This is a genomic window from Streptosporangium sp. NPDC051023, assembly GCF_040689595.1.
Classification (GTDB): domain Bacteria; phylum Actinomycetota; class Actinomycetes; order Streptosporangiales; family Streptosporangiaceae; genus Streptosporangium.
This window is the reverse complement of sequence record NZ_JBFBCE010000065.1, coordinates 11,687-32,267: the sequence shown is the minus strand read 5'-3', so window position 1 is coordinate 32,267 and position 20,581 is coordinate 11,687. Positions and strand designations below refer to the sequence as shown.

Genomic DNA, 20,581 nt, shown 5'->3' with positions numbered 1-20,581 from the left:
GGTGACCGGCCCGCCGGGGCCGTGCGGGTGCGGGTGCGCGTTGACGCCGACAACCTCGCGCGGGTTCTCGGCGGTGGACTTCGGCCGCGACGTCATCGGCATCCGGCCGCTGCCCTGGCAACGCTGGCTGCTGATCCACGCGCTGGAGCTGCGGCCCGACGGCCGGTTCCGGTTCCGCACGGTGCTCGTCTTGGTCGCGCGGCAGAACGGCAAGACCACGATCGTCGAGGTCAAGAACCTGTGGAAGATGGCCGTCCTCGGCGTCGGCCTCGTGATCGGTACCGCGCAGAACCTCGACATCTCCGAGGAATCGTGGGACCACGCGGTTGAGATCATCGAGGGTACGCCCGAGCTGGCCGCAGAGATCGCCCACATCGACCGCACGAACGGCAAGAAGGCCATCAGACTCGCGAACGGCTCCCGCTGGAAGATCGCCGCAGCGAGCAGGCGGGGTGGCCGAGGGCTGAGTGGCGATGACGTCAACCTCGACGAGCTGCGCGAGCATCAGACATGGGATGCCTGGGGCGCGGTCACGAAGACCACGGTGGCTCGTCGCGATCCGCAGGTCTGGGCCTTCAGCAACGCCGGAGACGACCGCTCAATCGTGCTGAACGAGCTGCTGGAAACCGGCCGCCTGGTCGCCGCGGACCCCGCGTTGGACCCATCCATGGGCCTGTTCGAGTGGTCGGCTCCGGACGAGGTGAAATGCACTTGTGGGCGGCCGAGCGGCAAGCACACCGCGACGTGCCGACTCCAGGACCGCGCCGCGTGGGCGCAGGCCAACCCGTCGTTGGGCTACACGGTGAGCGAGGAGGCTCTGGCGAGCGCGCTGGCCACCGACCCCGAACCGATCTTCCGCACCGAGTGCCTGTGCCAACGGGTCGAGTCACTGATCCCCGAATGGGCCGTGATTCCCCAGGACCCTTGGACCTCGATTGCCGACCCGGCCTCAAGGCTGTCCGACCCGGTGGCTTTCGCCCTGGACGCGACCCCGGACCGGAGCATGGGCGCGATCGGTGTGGCCGGACGGCGGACCGACGGCCTGGACCATGCCGAGGTCGTGGATCATCGGCCCGGCATGGGGTGGATGGTGGCCCGCATGCTGGAGCTGGCGGAGCGCTGGCGGCCGTGCGCCGTGGTGGTGGACGGCGCCGGTCCGGCAGGTTCGCTCATCGCGCCGCTGGAGGCCGCGGGGGTCGAGGTGGTCAAGCCAACCGCCCGGGACTACGCCCAGGCGTGCGGATCTCTCTATGACGCGGTGGTGCCGCCCGCGAACGCCGCGGAGGACTGGACGGCGACCTTGCGCCATCTCGACCAGGCCCCGCTGAACGCGGCGCTGGCCGGAGCGGCGAAGCGCGACTTAGCGGATCTGTGGGCCTGGGCTCGTCGCGGGGCCTCGGTGGACATCTCGCCGCTGGTCGCGGTGACGCTCGCCCGCTGGGGACATGCGACCCGGGCGCACCTGGTGGCGGACTACGACGTGCTGGATTCGGTCTACTGATGGGGGGCGGGGTGCGCGAGCTGGTGACGACCCTGCTGGACGTGCTGGGCCTGCTGCTGGTCGCGGCCGGTGCCGGGGCGGCCCTGCTGCCGTGGATCGGGTGGGGAGCACTGACCGCCTCGGGGGCTGTGGTGCTGGCCGGATCGTGGTGGGCGGCCCGTCAGACCCGACCGGCCGCGCGGGGTGAGCGGTGAGCCTGTTCTCCAAGCGCGCCTCATCGGTGGACGAGTCGCGGATTCCGCCTCGGCCCGAGGCGAGACGCGGCACGGCGGTGGTCACCAACGACACGGCGATGAGGCACTCGGCGGTGTGGGCGTGCCTACGACTGCGCGCCAACCTCATCAGCACGATGCCGGTGGATGTGTACCGGCGGAGGAACGGCGTCCAGCTCGAAGTCTCCAAGCCCCCGATGCTGGTGAACCCGGGCGGTGAGCGGATCGGGATGCTGGAGTGGCTGTACTCCACCCAGGTTGATCTGGACCGGGGCGGCAACTGCTTCGGATTGATCACCGCACGCGACGGCTTTGGTCTTCCGGCGCGCATCGACCTGGTGCCGCTGGCCGAAGTGAGCGTGATCATCCGTAAAGGAGTGCTGAGCAAGTACCGGATCGCGGGCGTCGAGTACGACCCCTCCGAGGTGTGGCACGAACGTCAGTACACCGTCGCCGGGCTGCATGTCGGCCTGTCGCCGGTCGCCTACGCCGCCTGGTCCATCGGCGAGTACCTCAGCATCCAGGACTTCGCGCTCGATTGGTTCGCCGGGGGTGCGATCCCGGCCGCGCACCTGAAGAACACGGCCAAGACCCTCACCTTCCAGCAGGCCGATGAGACCAAGAGGCGTTTCAAGGCGTCGGTGGACAACGGGGATGTCTTCGTGACCGGCTCGGACTGGGAGTACAACATGCTCCAGGCCGAGCAGGCGGGTTCGGACTGGATCGAGGGCAAGCAGTACGGCGTCACCGACATCGCCCGCTTCTTCGACTGCCCGGCGGACTTGATCGACGCCGTCGTGTCCACCGGCCACATAACCTACGCGAGCATCACCCAGCGCAACCTTGAGTTCCTCGTGCTGCACCTCGGCCCGGCCGTCGTACGGCGGGAGAGCGCACTCACCCAGCTTGTTCCTCAGTCGAGGTTCGTGAAGCTGAACTCGGACGCGCTGCTGCGGATGGACCCGGCGGCGCGGGCCGCCGCCTTCAAGACGCAGATCGAGGCCCGCATCCTCACCCCGAACGAGGCGCGCGAGCTGGAGGACCGGCCCCCGCTCACGCCCGAGCAAATCGCCGAGTTCGACCGGCTCTTCGGGTCCCCGCGTACTTCACCGACCACTGCGACATCGGGAGCGACACCATGACCGGGTTGACCCGCGAGGCCGCTGCGGCGGCACGCGCCCAGCAGGTCCGTCAGCGCGCCGACCGGCCATCTCAGCGCCGCAGCGCGGAACAGCCCGGGGCACGGGCCGCCGCTCGTGTCCCTGCCACCATCGAACTGCGCGAGGCGCCGGAGACAGGGCTGCTGGAGTTCGTCGGCCACGCCTCGGCGTATGAGAGCGGCTACACCATGTGGGACTGGTACGGCCCGTACACCGAGATCGTCTCGGCCGGTGCGGGCGCGGAGTCCCTGGCCCGCGCCGACCTGGACGTGCCCCTGGTGCTCGGACACGACCAGCTTCGGCGTCTGGCCCGCACCACCACCGGCAGCCTGATCCTGGCCGAGGACGAGACCGGACTGTCGGTGCACGCCCCCGCGCTCGACCCCGTTGACTACGACGTGGCCTACATCGCACCCAAGCTCCGCGCCGGACTGATCGACGAGATGAGCTTCGCGTTCCGCATCGAGGCCGGCCAATGGTCGCCGGACTACATGGAGTACCGCATCACCCGGTACGACATACACCGTGGGGACGTCGCGATCGTCGGCTACGGGGCGAACCCCGCGACCGACGCCGGTCTGAGGGCCGAAGCCGCTGTGAAGGCCGCCGAGCCCGCGGGCCAGGCCCGCGCTCGTGCGCTCCTGGAGCTCGCGCTCCACCGCTGAACGTCCGCCCGGCACCGCCGGGCGGTTTGCCCTGCGCTTCGCGCGCACGAGCCCATCCGGCGCGACCGCCTCGCATGGCCGTCTGTCCTGAACGACAGGGCGTCACGATCCGACCGAGAACGGAGGGATCGAGCATGACGCTCGCCCAACTGATCGAGCAGGCCCGAGCCCGTGTGGCCGAGGCCATCACCGCTCGCCAGCAGGCCCAGGACGCCCTCATGGCGCTGCGCTCCGACCCCAACCTGACCGAGGAGCTGGTGAACGAGCGGGTCACCGCCCGCGACGCCGCCGACGCCGAGGTCATCCGCCGCCAGGAGGAGCTGGCCGAGCTGGAGGCCGAGCAGGTCCGCGAGGAGGAGATCGCCGCCTTGCAGGCCCGCATCACCCCGACCGCCACCAGGCTCCCGGCTTACGACCGGGTCGCCCGGGTCGGCACCGAAGAGCGCACCTACCGGCTCGACGCCGACCCCAATGGGCAGGTGTTCCTGAAGGACGTGGCCCGAGCCTTCGTGATGCGCGACTTCATGGCCACCGACCGGCTCATGAGGCACCTGCGCGAGGAGCAGGTGGAGCGCGGCGAGTACCTGACCCGCGCCACGAACACCGGCAACTTCGACGGGCTGACCATCCCGCAGTACCTGACGGACCTGTTCGCCAAGCACGCCAAGGCGGGCAGGCCCTTCGCCAACGCGATCCGGCCGCATGTCCTGCCGCCGGAGGGCATGAACGTCTACCTGGGGCGTGGCACGACCGGTACCGACACGGGCGTGCAGGCCAACCAGGGCGACGCGGCGACCGAGCAGAACTACGACGACACCTTGCTGACCATCCCGGTGCAGACCAACGCCGGGCAGCAGACCATGTCGCGGCAGGCGGTCGAGCGCACCTCGGGTGCGCTGGACATCACCCTTGAGGACCTGTTCCGTTCCTACGGGACGAAGCTCGACTCCACCCTGATCAACCAGGCCACCACCGGTCTGTCGGCCGTGGCCACCGCCGTCACCTACACCGACGCCAGCGCCACCGTCGAAGAGTTCTGGCCGAAGATCCAGGAGTCTCTGGCGGGGGTGGAGACCGCACTGCTCGACCAGGTGACGCCCGGCTCGTTCATCTCGGTCATGCACCCGCGCCGCTGGCGGTGGATGAACCAGGCCCTCACCACGAAGTTCCCGCTCATCCAGCAGCCCGGCCTGGACGCCCGCTCGGGTGGTCTCAACTACGGCGAGGTCTACGGCGACGGCTTCCGCGGCCTGCTGCCCGACGGCACGCCGGTCATCGTGGACGCCAACGTGCCGATCAACCTCGGCGCGGGCACCAACGAGGACGAGGTCTACACCCTCAGCCGGGACGAGTGCCACCTGTGGGAGGACCCCGAGGCCCCGTTCTTCATCCGGGCTGAGGAGGCCAAGGCCGCCAACGTGCAGATCCTGTTCGTGATCTACGGCTACTTCGCTTACACCCACCAGCGCTTCGCGCAGGCCCGGAAGATCTCCGGCACGGGTCTGATCACTCCGACCTTCACCGGCTCCTGATACGGCGCTCCAGGTCCCCGGCCACCCGGGGGCCTGGAGGCGCTCACCGTCGGCCCTTCACCTTGAGGAGCGTCATGACCGCGGAGAACCCGCCCAACGAGAACATGATCGCGGCGCTGTTGCGAGAGCGGGACGTCTACGTCGCTGCTGGCCACGCCGACCGGGTCGCCCAGGTGGACGAGCAGCTCGCCTACTACGGCCACACCAAGACCGTCGAGGTGCCCAAGGAGCGTACGGCGGCCAGCAGGCAGACCACCGACGCCTCCAGCGCTGACGCGCGGCCGTCGCGCGCCGCGCGCCGCCGGGCATAGGAGGAGGTCGCGATGCCGCTTCGCCTGTCCGGCGCCGCTCGCAACGCTGCCGCCAGCGCCATCGCGGCCCTGGCCGACGCCGGATCAGGGCCGGGCGTCGTAGAGATCCGCACCGGATCACAGCCTGCGAGCCCGGCTGACGCCGCCACCGGGACGTTGCTGGTCACGGTGCCGTTGGCCGATCCGGCGTTCGGCGCGGTGGCCAACGGTACGGCCGCGCTCGCCGGGACGCCGCTGACGGCGACCGCCACAGGGTCCGGTACGGCCGGATGGTGCCGCATCAAGGACTCGGCCGGGTCCGCCGTGATGGACGGCAGCGTGAGCGCGACCGGCGGCGGCGGAGACCTGGAGCTGGCCACCACCAGCATCGCCACCGGTCTGACCGTGGAGATCACGGCCGGGTCGATGACGATGCCCGCGAGCTGATGCGCCGCAACCTGTGCGTGAACCCCGCGCTGAGCGTTGACGCCAGCGGATGGGGCGGCGGAACCCTGACCAGGGTCAACGTCGCTGGGTTCGAGCGTCCCATGGCCGTCCAGTACACCGCAGGGTCGTTCGCATCCACGGCGGCCACCGGCACGGGGGCCATCGTGGAAGGGGAGCCCTACACCGTGGCCGTCGCTGTCCGGAGCAACGTCTTCCCCGTGCACAGCGGTACCGTCTATATCGAGTGGCTCACCTCCGGCGGATCGGGCTTCGGATATCCGAGTGCGCCCTTCACCCTGACCGCCGGAGTCGTGTCCCGCGTCAGCGTCACCGCGACTGCCCCCTCCGGCGCGGTCGCGTGCAGGGGCATCCTCGACGGCATCAATTTTTCGATCACCCCGGCCGACATCACAGCGGCGTTGATCGAGCAGAGCGGCCTCCTTCTCGACTACTTCGACGGGGATTCGACCTCCGCCGTCTGGGACGGCGTTCCGGGCCTGTCGTCCTCGACGCTCGCCGACGTCGTCTCCGGCACGGCCCACCTGACGCTCCCCGCGCTCACCGCGGACCTAGTGGGTACGGCCAAGGACCCCGGTCATCTCGCCATGACCCTGCCGCGCCTGGCCATGGCCGCGACGGGCCGGGTGACCCTGCGGGGAACGCTGGCCGCCCGGCTTCCCGCGCTCACCGCTGACCTGTCCGGGCAGGTCCTGCCCCCGTCCGGCGTGACCGGCCGTCCGCCCGCCCGGCTGACCTCAGACTCCCGCCCGGTCGCCGACCTGGCGGGCGGCTCGGAGCCGCTGGCCACTCTCAAAGGAGGTGAGGCGTGACCTATACCTTCGGCGCAGCCGCCCGGCTGACCACGGCCGTCCGCTCCAGCGGCCAGCTCGTGACGCCCGCCTCGATCAGCCTCACAATCCGGCGGCCGGACGGCACCACCGACGGTCCGCTGACGCCGGTCCTAGACGACGTCGGGCTCTACCACTACGACTACGCCTCCTCCCAGGCCGGGCGGCACATCGCCCGCTGGACCACCACAGATCCGGTCGGTGCGACCGAAGAGCCGTTCGACGTCGCCCCGATGTGGGACGCGGGCATCGTCTCCCTGGCCGAGACGAAGCGCCATCTGAACATCACCTCGACGGCCGATGACGCCGAGCTGGTCGAGGTGATCCGCGCGGTCACTCCGGTCGTCGAGTGCCATGTCGGGCCGGTGGTGCGCAAGACCTACACCGAGGAGCGACCCGGCGGGTACGCCCTGGTGCTCCAGCACTTCCCGGTGCTGGCCGTCACCGCGATCACCGGGGCACAACCAGGCGTACCGGACCAGGCGGTCGCCGAGCTGGCGGTCGACATGACCGGCGGCGTGATCCGCCGGGCCGACGGCCGATGGATCGCCGGGCCGGTCCAGGTCATCTACGCCGCAGGCCGCGTGGAGGTGTCGGCGAACGTCCGCCTGGCCGCACTGATCATCATCGGGCACCTGTGGGAGACCCAGCGCGGCACCGTCACCCCACGCTTCGGCAACGACACCGAGGTATGGGACCCGAGGGCTGGGTTCGCCGTGCCCAGACGGGCGCTGGAGCTGCTGGGTGACCAGGTCTCGGGCATCGCCTGAGGTTCGGTCCGGTCGCGACTCCGAGGTCAGGTTCAACCTGACCCCTCACCCCGTCAGGTTGAACCTGACCCTAAAACCGAGGGGAAGACGCAGGCCATGCCGCAGATCCTGAGCACCGTCCCGGCTGTCCTGGACGCCCTGGTGGCCGCTGCCCGCCAGGTGCTGCCGAACGTGCAGGTGTTGGATGGCCAGCCCGTCACCAGCACCGAGCCGGACGTGATCGCGGTTGGCTTCACCGGCATTCCAGGCGAGGCCGCGGTGCAGGCGACCGAGGAGCGCGCCCAAATGGGCATCGCACCGGACCGGGAGCGCTACGACATCACCTGTCTGGCCTCCGCACTGCGAGGCGAGACCGACGCGCAGGCCGTACGGCTACGCGCGTTCGAGCTGCTTGAGGCGATCCGAAGCGAACTACGGCGGGACCCGACCCTGGGTGGCCTGGTGATGTCGGCGCGGCTGGCGGTGCTGTCGCTGACGGCCCAGCAGACCAGCGCCGGGGCAGAGGCGACTGTGCAGTTCATCGTCCGCATTGACGCCTTCACGCGGTGAGTCGTGAGTGAGATTCAGCGGCTCGTCGCCGACCTTCGCCGAGTCCCGCCCGAACTGCGCCGAGAACTGCGGCCGGCGATCCAGCGAGCCGCTCAGCAGGTGCTGAACGAGGCGCGTGGCCGGGCCTCGTGGTCGAGCCGGATTCCGGGTGCGATGCGGATTTCCGTGCGCTTCGGCGGCAAGGCCGCTGGGGCGTCGGTCGTCGTCCGAGCTGCCCGCGCTCCGCACGCCCGGCCGTATGAGCACCTCGGCAGCCCCGGCACCTTCAGACATCCCGCGTACGGCAACCGGCGGGTGTGGGTGGAGCAGGCCGCACGGCCGTTCCTTTTCCCTGCGGCCAGGGCGACCCGAGAGCGGGCGGTCCAGCAGATCGACCAGGCGGTGGAGCGAGCACTCCAGCGCACCGGATGGAGATGAGGAGGGGAACATGGCAGCACTGACCACCAACGTGGTCCCGAACACGGGGCTGCGGATCGACGACAAGTTCGTCGCCGCGGCGGGCGGCGGCGATACATGCGAGACCGGCGCCGGGGTGGAACTGCACGTCAAGAACGGGGGCGGCTCGCCGGTGACGGTGACGCTGGGCTACCCAGGCAAGTACGACGGCGACCAGACCGTCAGCGGCCGGACATTCGTCGTGCCGATCACCACGGGGCACACCGTGATTCCGGTGCGGGACATCTACCGGGATCCGGCGACCGGCCGGGCGGCCATCACCTACTCGGGTGTCACGAGCGTCACCGTGGCCGTGATCCGCGGCCAGGTGACCGGATGATCACGATCACACACCCGGAGATCCCAGGCTCTGAGGTCGAGGTCCCGGACTCCTCGGTGCCGTTCCACCAGGCCGCCGGATGGGTCGTCAAGGGGTCACAGGACGACCCAGAGGTCAAGGCGGAGAGCGAGCGCGAGGGTCAGGCCGTCGAGCAGCCGGAGACCCCGCCCATCGAGCAGGACAAGACGCCGAAGGGTCGGCGCGCGAGCACGAAGGACGGTGAGTGATGGCTGCTACGCCGATCGTCGCGAGCACCCGCTACATCAACCCGGAAACCACCAAGGTTCTGTGGCTCCCGTCGGTGGCCAACAAGAACGCTGTGACCCGCGCCGAGATCAACGCGGGTACCGACCTGACCCGCGAGCTGGCGGACAACTCCGGCTGGGTCGTCACCAGCAACCAGAGCGACGCCCCGGACATGGGCAGCAAGTTCACCGGCAAGGTGAGCGGCCGGACCACAGCGGATGACTCCTCGCTGTCGATGTACGCCAGCAAGAACGGGGTGGACGCCCGGTCGCTGATGCCGCGTGACACCAGCGGAACCGTCGTGTGGATGGACGGTGGTGACGTTCCCGGGCAGCCCATGGATGTCTTCCCCGTCACCGTCAGCAGCGTCGGCAAGCCCAGGTCGGTGGGCGATGAAGTGGCCCGGATCACCTTCTCCTACGCCATCACTTCCGCGCCAGCCGAGAACGTGACGATCCCGGCATGAGCAAGCTGCGTGAGCGGCTCCAGCAGCGGGCGTTGCCGCTCGACGTCTGGTGGGTACGGATCGACCCGCTCGACGTCGTCGCCAAGGCCAAGGAAGTCCTGGAGGAGGCCGAGGACGCTCTGCGCGTTACGCAGGTCACTGCGGAGGAGGGTGCGCCGGAACTGGCCGCTGCCATGGAGCGCGTCGAGCGGGCTCGTGTCGCGGTGGCGGCCTGCTATGAACCCGTCACGGTGCTCGCGCTGGACCCGACGGAGTACGAGGCTCTGCTGAAAGAGCACCCACCCCAGACCAAGGAAGCCGCCTGGGGGCCGGGTTTCGGTCGTGCTCTGCTGCTGGAGGGCGTGCAGGGTGACATGGACCGTGACGAGTGGGTCGTGTGGCTGGACTCCCGGCTCTCGCACGGTGAGCGGGTGGAGGCGTACAACCTCGCCCTCAGCGTGAACGTGCGGGTCCTGGACCCGGGCATCCCAAAAGGCTGGACAGTGACCCGCAGCTAGAGCTGGAGCTGGAGGTCTGCGCGGCCTACCAGATCCCTCACAGCGTGTTCTTGAGCTGGTCGGCGGACGACCGGGACAAGGCGCTGTGGCAGCACCAGCGGGCACGGCAGACCTGCCCGGACTGCGGGACCAGGCGCGCGGAGTGGGATGAGCGGGTCGGCGGCCACCGGCACGCCTACATCCCCGTCAAGCAGCGATGCCGGGGCTGCGAGGTGGTCGCGGCCATGAGGTCGTCCATCACACCCAAGGACGGTAGGGGCGTGTACATCGAGCTGAGGCCGAGAGGAGTGGGGCATGCCAAGCCGTGACCTGCGGGTCAACATCGATGGCGACCCTTCCGGGATCAACCGGGCCTTCAAGTCCGCCGAGGAGTCGGCCAAGGTTTTCGAACGCGAGCTGGCGAAGATCGAGAAGCGTCGGCATGAGGCGATGACCTCGATCGGCGGCGCGGCAGTTGGGATCGGCGCCGGGCTGCTGGCCGGGTTCGGTGTGGCGGTCAAGGCGGCGGCTGACTTCGACAAGGCCATGTCCGGGGTGGCTGCTGCCTCGAACGCCTCGGGCAAGAGCCTGGAGGCGCTGCGGGCCGCGGCCCTGAAAGCAGGTGCCGACACCGCGTTCTCCGCAACCGAGGCGGCGCAGGCCGAGACCGAGCTGGCCAAGGTCGGCATCAGCACCAGCGACATCCTCGGCGGCGCCCTGAAGGGCAGCCTGGACCTGGCGGCGGCCGGGCAGCTCGACCTGGCCACCGCCGCCAAGGTCAGCGGTCAGGCCATGACCATCTTCGGCAAGTCGGGCAAGGATGTTGGCCACATCGCCGACGTGCTCACCGCTGGGGCGACCGCCTCCTCAGCGAGCGTCGAGTCCATGGCCGAGTCGATGGAGCAGGCAGGCCTGGTGGCCGCGCAGACCGGCCTGAGCTTGGAGGACACGGTTGGCACCCTGACAGCCTTCTCCAAGGCGGGCCTGAACGGCTCGGACGCGGGCACCAGCCTGAAGACCATGCTCCAGCGGCTGGCCGCTCCGACCAACGTCGCCGCGGGCCTGATGCAGGACTTGGGCATCAACGCCTTCGACGCCTCCGGCCAGTTCGTCGGGATCGCGGCCGTGGCCGGGCAGTTGAGGACTGCCCTGTCCCAGCTCACCCCGCAGCAGCGGCAGGCGGCGCTGGCGACCATCTTCGGATCCGACGCCATCCGGGCAGCCACCGTGTTGTACGCCGACGGCGAGGCCGGGATCCGGGGCTACATCAACGCCGTCAACGACCAGGGGGCAGCTTCCCGTCAGGCGGGCAAGCTCATGGACAACCTGGCTGGGGACGTCGAGAAGCTCAAGGGGTCGCTGGAGACCGCGCTGATCTCCGGCGGGTCCGGCGCCACCGACGTGTTGCGCGGCCTGGTCCAGTCGGTCGACGGTGCGGTGGATGCCTTCAACTCGCTACCGGGGCCAGTGCAGGCCGGGCTGACCGCGGTGGGCGGCATCGCCGGGGCGGCCACACTGGCGGGCGGCGGCCTGCTGCTGCTCATCCCCAAGATCGCCGAGACCAAGGCCGCCTTTGTTGCCTTGGGGTGGACGGCCGACACTACGAAGGGCAAATTGCTCGGGGTCGGCAAGGGGGTCGCGATCGCCGCTGGGGCGTTCATCGCCAGTGAGGGCGCCGGGGCGGCCACGGACTGGCTGCGCGGCAGCTCGGCGAGCGCCGACGACCTGACCCGGTCCCTGAAGCGCCTGGCGGAGACCGGCCGGTTCATGGGCGACCTGGGTGACCAGTGGGGCGGGGTCTTCGCTGAGGGGGAAGACGCCGCCCGCCGGTTCGGCGAGGCGACCCGCGAGACCCTCAACCCGTCTTTCTGGGAAACCTATTGGGAGCACCCGCTCAGCTCGATCACCTCGATCTTGCCTGGGTTCACCTCGACGATCACTGGTTTCACCGACAAGTTCAAGCAGATGGACGCCGTGCTGGCACAGATGGTGGCCAGCGGCAACGCGCAGCAGGCGCAGCAGGCGTTCGCCTACCTGCAACAGCAGGCCAAGGACGCGGGCGCCGATGTCAGCCAGTTCGCGACCCTGTTCCCGCAGTACGGCGAGGCCCTGAAGACCGCCACCGGGCCAGCGAACGAGGTAGCCGGCGCGACAGGCAAGATCACCGCTGCCGCTGAGGAGGCCACCGACGCCCTGGCCGAGCTGAAGGCGGCATTGCAAGGGACGTTCGATCCGTCGATCGCCGCGTTCGAGGCGCAGACCGAGCTGGAGCGGGCCTTTCAGTCGGCGACCGCCGCGATCCAGAAGTCTCACGGTGCCCTCGGCCTGACCGGCACCGCTGCCCTAGAGGCTCGTGACGCCTTCGCCAGCCTCCTGCACAGTGTGGTCAACACGGCCACCGCCCAGGGCACTTTGCGCCAGGACAGCGACGCGGCACGGACCGCCTTCCTCCAGCAGCTTCCGGCGCTGTATCAGCTCGCGGGCAACAGCAAGTCGGCGCAGGCGCAGATCCGGGCGCTGGCCTCATCCTTCAAGATCAGCGGGGGGCAGGCGGCTGCGGCCAAGCACATGGCTGACTCCTTCGGCGGGTCCGTGGCCAAGCTGCGGGACAAGTCGATCAAGCTCAAGGCCGACCCATCGCAGGCCAACGCCGCTGTGTCTGGCGTTCAGGGGCGGGTCAACAGCCTGCACGGCAAGACGATCACCGTCTTCGTGAAGACCGAATACCAGTCGGACCTCTCCAGAGCGGCGCTGCGCTCGGCGACCGGGCACGCTGCGGGCGGCATGGTCCGCGGGCCGGGTACCGGGACGTCGGACTCGGTGCCGATCCTCGCCTCCAATGGTGAGTACGTCGTCAACGCGAAAAGCACGGCTCGGCATCGGGAGCTGCTGGAGGCCATCAACGCGGGTCGCTTCGCCCAGGGCGGTCTGGTCGGGTACGCCTCGGGGGGCGCGGTCGGCTCGGCGAGCGTGCCGATCAGTGAGTTCGTGTCCCGGTTCATGGGCACGACGGCGACGAAGGAGGACGTCACCAAGGCCACGAACGCTCGCAGGGACGCGGTGGAGGCGCTGCGCAAGGCGGAGAGGAAGCTGGCCGAGGACCGCAGACGCCACCGGTCGGCACGGACGATCGCCGACGACGAGGCGCGCGTGGCCAAGGAGAGACGAGACCTGAAGGCCGCCACGGACAAGCTGACCAAGACGGAAGCGAACTACCAGAAGACCCGGCTCACTCCGTCGCAGCAGCTCCAGGCCGGTCTCGCCCTGGGAATCAAGAACACGGGCGCGTTCATCAAGAACGTCACCCGCCTGGCCGACATGGGGTTCGGCGACTTGGCCCAGGCGCTGCTGGCCGCTGGTGGCCCAGAGGCAGAGAAGATGGCCGCCGACGCGGTGAAGCTGAGCAAGACGAAGCTCGCGGCGCTGAACAAGCAGGTCGTCACGGCGGGCAGGCAACAGGCGCAGCTCGACCAGCTCCCGGCCGTCCTCAAGATCAAGGATGCGCTCCGGCACGGTGCCAAGACGGTCTCGGCGATGGTGGCGTACACAGGCCTGTCAGAGGAGGAAATCGCCGCCGCCAACCAGCAGGCACACCTGTTCGCCTCGGGCGGCATCATGCGCTACGCCTCGGGTGGCTGGCGACCCGGCCCCGGGGTGGCGACGAGGCCGACCGTCCTGTTCGGTGAGGGCAACGGGCCGGAAGCGTACATCCCGTATGACCCGGCGATGCGGACCCGCGCGGCCGGACTGGTGCGGCAGGTCGCCGCAGACTTCGGGATGGGCGGCTGCACGATCATCAACGTGACCGTGCAGGGAGCGATCGACCCAATCGGCACCGCTCGCACTGTGGAGAAGACGCTGCGCACGCTCGTGCGGACCAACGGCCGCGTGGCCCTGAACCTGTAGGAGGTGCCGGTGCCGCACGCCCCGATCGTCGAGGTCGACTGGCCAAACAGCGGAGTGTGGACCGACGTCACCCGGTACGTACGGGATGAGTCCGGTATCCACATCACCAGGGGGCGAGGTGACGAGCAGGGCGAGATCCAGCCCGGCACCATGGCGTTGACGCTACACAACGACGGTCGTTTCACGCCGGGCTTGGCCTCGGGCACCTACTACCCGAACGTGCGCAAAGGCCGTCCGATCCGTTGTCGGCTGATCGCCTGGACCAAGAACATGCTGACCAACAGTTCGTTCGAGGTCGACGTCGCGGGATGGAGTGCGGCGGGTACGGTGGCGCCGGTACTGGCCCGCTCGACCACCCGCGCCCAGTCCGGCACGGCGAGCATGCTTGTCACGTGGGGCACCGGCGGCACCGGCCCCGCCGCGCAGACCACGGTGTACGGCTTCGAGATCGGCGAGGTCTACACCCTCAGCGCCTACGTGTACGTGCCCTCCGGTGGCAGTCCGGCCGTACGGCTCGGCGTCTCCGGGATCGCGACCGGTACGGCCAGCGCGGTCACGAACACGTTCACGCGGATCACCTACACCTTCACCGCCACCGACACCTGGCAGGTTCTCCAGGTCACCCCGGCCAGCTCGCCGACGTCGGGACAGCAGGTGTGGGTGGACGCCGTCCAGGTCGAGCGCGGCAGCTCGGCGACCACCTACAGCAGCAGCGACGCGACGATCTCGACGCGGTTCACGGGCCGGGTCAACGAGTGGCCGGTGAGCTGGTTGAACGGTCCCGGCCTGGCCCTGAGCAGCATCACCGCGACCGACATCATGAAGCGCCTCGGCGGCAACGAGCCGATGAGGTCGCTGCTGGAGGAAGAGTTCCTCTACCTGGCGCCGGATGCCTACTACACCCTCGGCGAGCCGTCCGGCGCGACCAGCGGCGGCGACACCTCCGGCAAAGGCCAGTCGTCTATGCGGGTCTACCAGGTCGCCGGCGCGGGCGGCTCGGTCACCTTCGGCGCGGCTGACGGCCCCGACCCCGACGACCTGAGCGCCCCGCAGTTCGCACCGTTCTCCAGTAGCCAGGGCAAGGGGCTGCGGGTGAACCTCGACAGCCCGGCCGCGGGCTCGTTCGTGATGGGCTGCTGGCTCCAGACCTCGACCCCGGGCAGGGACTTCCTGGTCGCGCAGACGCGAGCCGCAGGCGCGGCTGGAGCCAACCTGTCGGCCGGAGTGGACACTGACGGCACGCTCCGGCTGACCGCAGTCAACGGCGGCGACTACCTTGCGGGAGGCTTCAACGCCATCCTGCCGACCGCGCTGGCGGATGGGAAGAATCACCTGGTCGCCCTGCTCATCACCGCGGCAGGCAACGCGACCCCGCGGATCGACGACACGACGGCCGGGGCCGCGCTGAGCTACGGATCGGCGATCCACACCGATCTGTACGACCGGCTGTCAGCGGGAGGGTTCCGGGACGCGGGCAGCGGGTTCGCCTCGATGTTCGACGGCGTCCTGTCGCATCTGTTCTTCAAGCGGACCGCCACCATGCCGGACTGGTCCAACGTCTGGTCAGCGGGATCAGGCCTGACCGAGTCCACCACCAGCCGCTTCACAAGGCTGTGCCGCCTGCTGGGCATCACCGGCACGACGCTGGGCACCTCGCCCACGCAGATCGACCCGCAGGCCGCCGGGGGAAAGGACCCAGTCCAGGCACTGCGCGACGTCGCCGGAGTCGAGGCGGGTCTGGTGTACGGCGCTCGCGCCGTCGAGGGCGTGGTCTTCGAGTGCCGGTCCTGGCGCTACAACAAGACCTCGTCGGTGACGCTGACGGCGTCGGATCTCTGGGACGACCTGACGTGGTCGGATGACGATCAGCCGCTGGTCAACGACGTCACGAATAAACGGGACGGCGGCGCTGACCAGCGGGTCACCAACGCGGCCTCGATTGCCGAGTACGGCACCTACGACGGCGGCACCAGCCAACCGTGGGCGTCCGACGACGACGCCTTGGCCGCCGCGCAGTGGGCGGTCTACCGGGGCGCCGACCCGCCGCCGCGGATCACGCAGGTGACGGTGGCCGCGAGCACCAGGCCCTCCTACACCACGCTCCTCGGGCTGGACCTGTCGGACGTGATCAGCCTGACCGGGCTGCCCGTGCCGTCTCCGTCCTCGTCGGCTGATCTGCACGTCGAGGGCTACGACGAGACGATCTCGCTGACCTTGCACACGATCAGCTTCAACACCTCGCCCGCCGCGACCAGCCAGGTATGGCAGCTCGGCACGGTCGGTCATTCCGAGCTGGGTCTCACTACCCGCGTCGCTCTGTAGGAGGTCCTTGTGGCGGTTACCCCGGTCAGCCCATCCGCCGGGCAGTTGATCGACAAAAGCTTCTGGGATGCACAGGTCTACCAGCAGTTCACGGACCTGTACGCCTCATGGAACAGCTTCACGCCCACCTGGACCGGCAGCAGCGGCAACCCGGGCGTAGGCAACGGCACGTTGGCGGGCGCCTACCTCCAGGTCGGCAAAACCGTTCATTTCAGGATCGCGGTCGTCATGGGCAGCACCACGACGTACGGCTCCGGCACCTGGTCGTTCAACCTTCCGGTGGCGGCGGCGGCCGTGCAGAGCGCGGCGGCGTTCGCCGATGACTTCAGCGCGAGCGCCCGCTACCCGGGGTCGGCCTGGCTCACCTCTGGTGTCACGTCGGCCGGTGTGTTCAGGGTGCTCTTCGGCGCGGGCGGCAACACAGGCACCTCCTCTACCGTCCCGTTCACCTGGGCGACCAGCGACCGCCTGCACATCAACGGCACCTACGAGGCGTCGTGAGCGAAGACACCGACCGGCTGGCCCGCATCGAAGCGAAGCTCGACGTCCTGGTGGTGCAGACCACGACCGACCGGACCCGACTCGACGACCATGAGGCACGCCTACGGGAGATGGAGCGGACCGGCGTCGCGTCCGACGTGGCCGATCACGAGACGCGCATCCGCAGTATCGAGCGCTGGCGGTACGCCTTGCCCATCGCGAGCATCGCCACCCTGCTCACCGGGACGGCCGCCATCATCGCTGCAATCAAAGGAGGCTGAATGGCCATCGACCTCGTGACCCGTGCCCAGTGGGGCGCCCACGCGCCGCGCGGCTCCTACGGCAGGCTCACCTCGACCCGGGGTGTGAAGGTTCACTACACCGGGGGCCACGTGGACCTGGCGATCCTCGGCGACCACAGCCGGTGCATCGCCGCGGTGCGCGGGATCCAGAACGGCCACATGGACGGCAACGGGTGGATCGACATCGGTTACTCGGCTGTCGTCTGTCCGCATCGGAAGGTGTTCGAGGGCAGGGGCCTGCACCACCTGCCCGCCGCCAACGGCCCCGGGCTCAACAGCGATCACTACGCCGTGCTTGGCCTGGTCGGCACCTCCGGCGTCGTCATGCCGACGCCCAACATGCTGCACGGCATCCGCGACGCCATCGAGTGGCTGCGCGCTGAGGGTGGCGCGGGGGCCGAGATCAAGGGGCACCGGGACGGCTACTCGACCGATTGCCCTGGCGAGCCGCTCTACGCCTGGGTCCAGGCCGGAGCGCCGCGCCCAGCCACGACCACCCCGCCCGTCGAACCACCCGAGGAGGAAGAAGTGCCTGAAGTCGTGTCGCTCGGCCTGGAGGACGAGGTCGTCGTTCCGTCGGCCCGGGACTATCAGCCGTGGTGGACCGCGGAGTACCGGGACAGCGCGGGCTGGCACCCGGCCGGTGGCCAGTCGATCGCGCCGGACGCCGACGTGTGGGCCGACCTGGTGGCGTTCGTCGCGCTGCGCGGCCTGACGCCCGGCGAGGCGGTTGAGATCGGGTTCACCCGGCACCTGGCCGAGGGGACGCTGGTGGACGTGGCATGGCCGACCGGCCGTCTCATGACCGTCCACGCCGACGCCGACGGCCGCGTGGAGGCCAACCTCGGCGGCCACCTCAAGCTCAGCGCGGCCAACCGGGGCCGGGTGACGATCCGGCACTCCTCCGCGAACACGGTCACGCTCGAAGTCGCCTCTGCCTTCAAGGGCATCCTGCACTGCTACGCCTGATCCTCGAAGGAGGGGGCATGTCCAACGTGCTCATCTCGCTGGCGCGCACTGTCGCGTCCAAGGCCGTCGGTGGCCTGGTCGGTGCCGGGGCGGCGGTTGGCGTGGTCGTTCCCGTGGACCTGTCCGAGCAGACCATGGAACGGTTCATGCCCTGACGAGATCGGCATCCTCTCTCTCGTTGCCGCCGAGAATCTGATACACCCCAGGGCGGATCTCACGCGATCGAGCCAATACCTGCTCGGCAAGGTCGGCAGGCCAGATTGTCCCTCGCGACCACACCAGGCCAACGATCAGATCTAGATCGCGTACTTCCAACGTAGACAAATCGGCGTCCGATGCATCGACAACAATCTCAGCGAGAGCGCGCTCGAGGTCGCGGGCGCGGTCGAGGGCGAGGTTGAGGGCAAGCTTGAGGGCGAGGTTGAGGGCGCGGGCGAGGGTGCGGGCGCGGTCGCGGGCGCGGTCGAGGTCGTGAGCGCGGTCGCGGTTGAGAACGAGGTCGTGGTTGAGAAGGCGGTCGAGGTCGCGGGCGAGGTCGTGGGCGAGGTCGAGGTTGTGAGCGAGGTCGCGGTTGAAAACGCGGGTGGGGGCGCGGTCGAAGGCGCGGTTGAAAACGAGGGAGCGGGCGCGGGTGCGGGCGCGGTTGAGGTTGCGGTCGAGGTCGAGGTCGAGGTCGAGGTCGCGGGCGCGGTCGTGGGCGCGGGCGAGGCTGAAGGCGAGGTCGAGGTCGCGGGTGAGGTCAAGGGCGAGATTTCGGACCTTGTCGAGGTCGAGGTCGAGGTCGAGGTCGAGGTCGAGGTTGAAGGCGAGGGTGTGGTCGCGGGTGAGGTCAAGGGCGAGATTTTCGACCTGGTCGAGGTCGAGGTGTCGGGCGAGGTCGAGGTCGAGGTGTCGGGCGTGGTCGTGGTCGTGGGCGTGGTCGCGGGCGCGGAGCAGGACCTCGATGAGGTCCAAGCCGTGGGTGCGGGCGCGCGCGAGGGCAGTGATCTGAATTTGAGTCGAGGGTTCGGTAATTCCAGAAACAGACCTGTCAGCCTGTGCTCGCATGAGCGGGTTCACGACCTCTGCTGATTCCTGCTCGGTTTCGGGTGTGCTGGTTGCCGTCTGTTGCTTGATTGGCGACGGTGAGGGCTCGACCGGGAAGTCGATTCTCATGCTGTCGATGCCCTTCTGGGCTCCTGCCGCGATCAGTGCGCGTGCCAGTCGAGGGGAGACAGTCACTCGCAACCACGGACGCCCAGGGCGGGCGGCAAGGGCAAGCCGCCCCAGCAAGCTCTCAGCTCGTGCCTTCACCAGCATCACCTCCAACGGTCACGTCAGCAGGCTGGCTCGTCTTTAGCGTTTTCGAAAGTACGTCCGCTTTTGCCGTCACCCTTGGAGTGGGTTCTTCGTCCTTAGTTTCATTCACCTCAATGCGTGATAGAAGCCCTCGCACGATCGAGGGTGCGCCAACTCCCATGATGAACGCTGGCCAGGCTCCGCTCATCTGCCCATGTGCGGCACCGGCTACGAGGGCGCCGAGCACCATGCCGCCACCGATCACGAACATGTGACCCCATACCTGTTCGCGCTCTTTCCATGGCCAGCGAAATCTGGCCTCGGTGACGGCGACCATCAGCGTGAGTAATCCGGCGGCGAGCCCTCCGGCGATACCCCAGGCGCCTGCCTCGATGAGCCCCATGCGCTGACCGTAACGACACAACAGCCACCTGTCAGCGTAAAGCGCGCAATTGTGCCGCTTGGGGGTACCCAGTCGATTCGTTTAGTCCCAACAGACGTGGCCGTGCTTGGAAGCGCGGCCCATTCCTCCAACGGAGGTAGCACCATGTCCCTGTCCAACATCGCCACCTCGATCGCCCGCACCGTTGCGTCCAAGGCCGTCGGCGGTCTGGTCGGCGCCGGGGCCGCGGTCGGCGTCGTCGTCCCTGCGGACCTGTCTGAGTCCGCCACGGTGGCGGTCTCCGGCGCCGTGGTGGTGGTCGCTCAGGTTGTCTACTACGTGGTGGCTCGGTGGGCGGAGCGCCGGTATCCGTGGCTCGGCCAGCTCCTGCTGTGGTCGAGCAAGCAACCCGTCTACCAGGACGCGCGTACGGTCCGTGCTGTCGAGGCGGGACGCCCTCTGTCGTAATCGGGCGAGATCTCATCTGAAAGCCCCGCCGCTCTGAAGAACGGCGGGGCCGATTTGCGGCATGCGATCAGTTGTCGTCGTCACCGGCAAAGGGGAGTGGGACCTTTCCTATGCCGGGGATGTCGGCAACTCCGCCGAACGACGGGGTGACACCGGCGGGGTTGCTTGCTGCGGTTCCGGTGATGGTGCGCTCGACCGGGACGGACAGGTTCGGCATGGTGCGCGAGGTACTCATGATGCTCCTTTGGCTAGGAGTTACCGACACCTCATCGTCACATGACTGTATGTAATAATGAAGTTACGGAGAGTGCTCACTCCTTTGAGGTAACACCAGTGTGGCGGTCTGGGGTGAAATCAAACCCGGACCGCCGCACCAGGCCTCGGCCTCTGTCGTAGACCTGCCTCGGGCGCAGCGCGGCCCTGATCCTCTTCGGAGGATCAGGGCCGCTTTCGCCTTGCACGCCTTGTAATCGGTCGCAACATATGTGCATTCTGGTCACCCGCAAGCGGTCGACGTCCTGGCGAGGGGAGCGACGG

The 20,581-nt window shown here is 69.0% G+C and carries 26 protein-coding genes; 23 read left to right on the top strand and 3 right to left on the bottom strand.

The window, feature by feature from the left end; genetic code table 11:
- Window positions 1-40 precede the first annotated feature (40 nt).
- The 22 genes from AB0395_RS33250 to AB0395_RS33145 all read left to right on the top strand — a co-directional run bounded on the left by AB0395_RS33250 (window position 41) and on the right by AB0395_RS33145 (window position 18,071).
- Window positions 41-1,501, top strand: a complete 1,461-nt coding sequence (locus AB0395_RS33250; RefSeq protein ID WP_366287968.1) for a hypothetical protein — start codon at window positions 41-43, stop codon at window positions 1,499-1,501.
- On the top strand, window positions 1,501-1,695 hold the full coding sequence (locus AB0395_RS33245; RefSeq protein ID WP_366287967.1) for a hypothetical protein: 195 nt from the start codon (window positions 1,501-1,503) through the stop codon (window positions 1,693-1,695). Before AB0395_RS33250 ends, AB0395_RS33245 begins: the two co-directional genes overlap by 1 nt.
- The gene (locus AB0395_RS33240; protein ID WP_366287966.1) at window positions 1,692-2,855 is read left to right on the top strand and encodes a phage portal protein; all 1,164 of its coding nucleotides are present in this window, start codon (window positions 1,692-1,694) and stop codon (window positions 2,853-2,855) included. Before AB0395_RS33245 ends, AB0395_RS33240 begins: the two co-directional genes overlap by 4 nt.
- Window positions 2,852-3,538 carry an HK97 family phage prohead protease gene (locus AB0395_RS33235; protein ID WP_366287965.1) on the top strand — a complete coding sequence of 229 codons (687 nt, stop codon included), beginning with the start codon at window positions 2,852-2,854 and terminating at the stop codon, window positions 3,536-3,538. The genes AB0395_RS33240 and AB0395_RS33235 overlap by 4 nt, the downstream gene beginning before the upstream one ends.
- A 134-nt stretch (window positions 3,539-3,672) precedes the next feature.
- The gene (locus AB0395_RS33230; protein WP_366287964.1) at window positions 3,673-5,070 is read left to right on the top strand and encodes a hypothetical protein; all 1,398 of its coding nucleotides are present in this window, start codon (window positions 3,673-3,675) and stop codon (window positions 5,068-5,070) included.
- Window positions 5,071-5,144: 74 nt separating this feature from the next.
- Window positions 5,145-5,381 carry a hypothetical protein gene (locus tag AB0395_RS33225; RefSeq protein WP_366287963.1) on the top strand — a complete coding sequence of 79 codons (237 nt, stop codon included), beginning with the start codon at window positions 5,145-5,147 and terminating at the stop codon, window positions 5,379-5,381.
- 12 nt (window positions 5,382-5,393) lie between these two features.
- Window positions 5,394-5,807, top strand: coding sequence for a hypothetical protein (locus tag AB0395_RS33220; RefSeq protein ID WP_366287962.1), 414 nt, complete (start codon window positions 5,394-5,396; stop codon window positions 5,805-5,807).
- Window positions 5,807-6,637 (top strand): hypothetical protein, encoded by an 831-nt coding sequence (locus tag AB0395_RS33215; RefSeq protein ID WP_366287961.1) that lies wholly within the window; start codon window positions 5,807-5,809, stop codon window positions 6,635-6,637. Before AB0395_RS33220 ends, AB0395_RS33215 begins: the two co-directional genes overlap by 1 nt.
- Window positions 6,634-7,425 carry a hypothetical protein gene (locus AB0395_RS33210; protein ID WP_366287960.1) on the top strand — a complete coding sequence of 264 codons (792 nt, stop codon included), beginning with the start codon at window positions 6,634-6,636 and terminating at the stop codon, window positions 7,423-7,425. Before AB0395_RS33215 ends, AB0395_RS33210 begins: the two co-directional genes overlap by 4 nt.
- A 96-nt stretch (window positions 7,426-7,521) precedes the next feature.
- On the top strand, window positions 7,522-7,974 hold the full coding sequence (locus AB0395_RS33205) for a hypothetical protein (RefSeq protein ID WP_366287959.1): 453 nt from the start codon (window positions 7,522-7,524) through the stop codon (window positions 7,972-7,974).
- Between the two features lie 3 nt (window positions 7,975-7,977).
- The gene (locus tag AB0395_RS33200; RefSeq protein ID WP_366287958.1) at window positions 7,978-8,391 is read left to right on the top strand and encodes an HK97 gp10 family phage protein; all 414 of its coding nucleotides are present in this window, start codon (window positions 7,978-7,980) and stop codon (window positions 8,389-8,391) included.
- A 10-nt stretch (window positions 8,392-8,401) separates the two neighbouring features.
- A complete protein-coding gene (locus AB0395_RS33195; RefSeq protein WP_366287957.1) occupies window positions 8,402-8,749 on the top strand; it encodes a hypothetical protein in 348 nt (115 codons plus the stop codon).
- Window positions 8,746-8,976, top strand: a complete 231-nt coding sequence (locus AB0395_RS33190; protein ID WP_366287956.1) for a hypothetical protein — start codon at window positions 8,746-8,748, stop codon at window positions 8,974-8,976. The genes AB0395_RS33195 and AB0395_RS33190 overlap by 4 nt, the downstream gene beginning before the upstream one ends.
- Entirely contained in the window at window positions 8,976-9,461 is a 486-nt protein-coding gene (locus tag AB0395_RS33185; protein WP_366287955.1) for a hypothetical protein, read from the top strand. Before AB0395_RS33190 ends, AB0395_RS33185 begins: the two co-directional genes overlap by 1 nt.
- Window positions 9,458-9,958, top strand: a complete 501-nt coding sequence (locus AB0395_RS33180; RefSeq protein WP_366287954.1) for a hypothetical protein — start codon at window positions 9,458-9,460, stop codon at window positions 9,956-9,958. The genes AB0395_RS33185 and AB0395_RS33180 overlap by 4 nt, the downstream gene beginning before the upstream one ends.
- Before the next feature lie 50 nt (window positions 9,959-10,008).
- Window positions 10,009-10,266, top strand: coding sequence for a hypothetical protein (locus tag AB0395_RS33175; protein ID WP_366287952.1), 258 nt, complete (start codon window positions 10,009-10,011; stop codon window positions 10,264-10,266).
- Window positions 10,253-13,843 (top strand): phage tail tape measure protein, encoded by a 3,591-nt coding sequence (locus tag AB0395_RS33170; protein WP_366287951.1) that lies wholly within the window; start codon window positions 10,253-10,255, stop codon window positions 13,841-13,843. Before AB0395_RS33175 ends, AB0395_RS33170 begins: the two co-directional genes overlap by 14 nt.
- A 9-nt stretch (window positions 13,844-13,852) precedes the next feature.
- The gene (locus tag AB0395_RS33165) at window positions 13,853-16,165 is read left to right on the top strand and encodes a carbohydrate binding domain-containing protein (RefSeq protein WP_366287949.1); all 2,313 of its coding nucleotides are present in this window, start codon (window positions 13,853-13,855) and stop codon (window positions 16,163-16,165) included.
- Between the two features lie 9 nt (window positions 16,166-16,174).
- The gene (locus tag AB0395_RS33160) at window positions 16,175-16,666 is read left to right on the top strand and encodes a hypothetical protein (protein WP_366287947.1); all 492 of its coding nucleotides are present in this window, start codon (window positions 16,175-16,177) and stop codon (window positions 16,664-16,666) included.
- The gene (locus tag AB0395_RS33155; RefSeq protein ID WP_366287945.1) at window positions 16,663-16,926 is read left to right on the top strand and encodes a hypothetical protein; all 264 of its coding nucleotides are present in this window, start codon (window positions 16,663-16,665) and stop codon (window positions 16,924-16,926) included. The genes AB0395_RS33160 and AB0395_RS33155 overlap by 4 nt, the downstream gene beginning before the upstream one ends.
- Entirely contained in the window at window positions 16,927-17,916 is a 990-nt protein-coding gene (locus AB0395_RS33150; RefSeq protein WP_366287943.1) for a peptidoglycan recognition family protein, read from the top strand.
- A 17-nt stretch (window positions 17,917-17,933) separates the two neighbouring features.
- Window positions 17,934-18,071 carry a hypothetical protein gene (locus tag AB0395_RS33145; protein WP_366287941.1) on the top strand — a complete coding sequence of 46 codons (138 nt, stop codon included), beginning with the start codon at window positions 17,934-17,936 and terminating at the stop codon, window positions 18,069-18,071.
- Here the strand turns inward: AB0395_RS33145 and AB0395_RS33140 are convergent.
- Together AB0395_RS33140 and AB0395_RS33135 are read right to left on the bottom strand one after the other, a co-directional pair.
- Entirely contained in the window at window positions 18,061-19,215 is a 1,155-nt protein-coding gene (locus AB0395_RS33140; protein ID WP_366287939.1) for a hypothetical protein, read from the bottom strand. The two genes, AB0395_RS33145 and AB0395_RS33140, sit on opposite strands and share 11 nt — an antisense overlap.
- On the bottom strand, window positions 19,193-19,597 hold the full coding sequence (locus AB0395_RS33135) for a hypothetical protein (protein WP_366287937.1): 405 nt from the start codon (window positions 19,595-19,597) through the stop codon (window positions 19,193-19,195). Before AB0395_RS33135 ends, AB0395_RS33140 begins: the two co-directional genes overlap by 23 nt.
- 144 nt (window positions 19,598-19,741) lie before the next feature.
- On the opposite strand from AB0395_RS33135, the gene AB0395_RS33130 reads away from it, so the two are divergent.
- Window positions 19,742-20,044, top strand: coding sequence for a hypothetical protein (locus AB0395_RS33130; RefSeq protein ID WP_366287935.1), 303 nt, complete (start codon window positions 19,742-19,744; stop codon window positions 20,042-20,044).
- A 67-nt stretch (window positions 20,045-20,111) separates the two neighbouring features.
- Here AB0395_RS33130 and AB0395_RS33125 read toward each other — a convergent pair whose 3' ends face one another.
- Window positions 20,112-20,279 (bottom strand): hypothetical protein, encoded by a 168-nt coding sequence (locus tag AB0395_RS33125; RefSeq protein WP_366287933.1) that lies wholly within the window; start codon window positions 20,277-20,279, stop codon window positions 20,112-20,114.
- Between the last annotated feature and the right edge of the window lie 302 nt (window positions 20,280-20,581).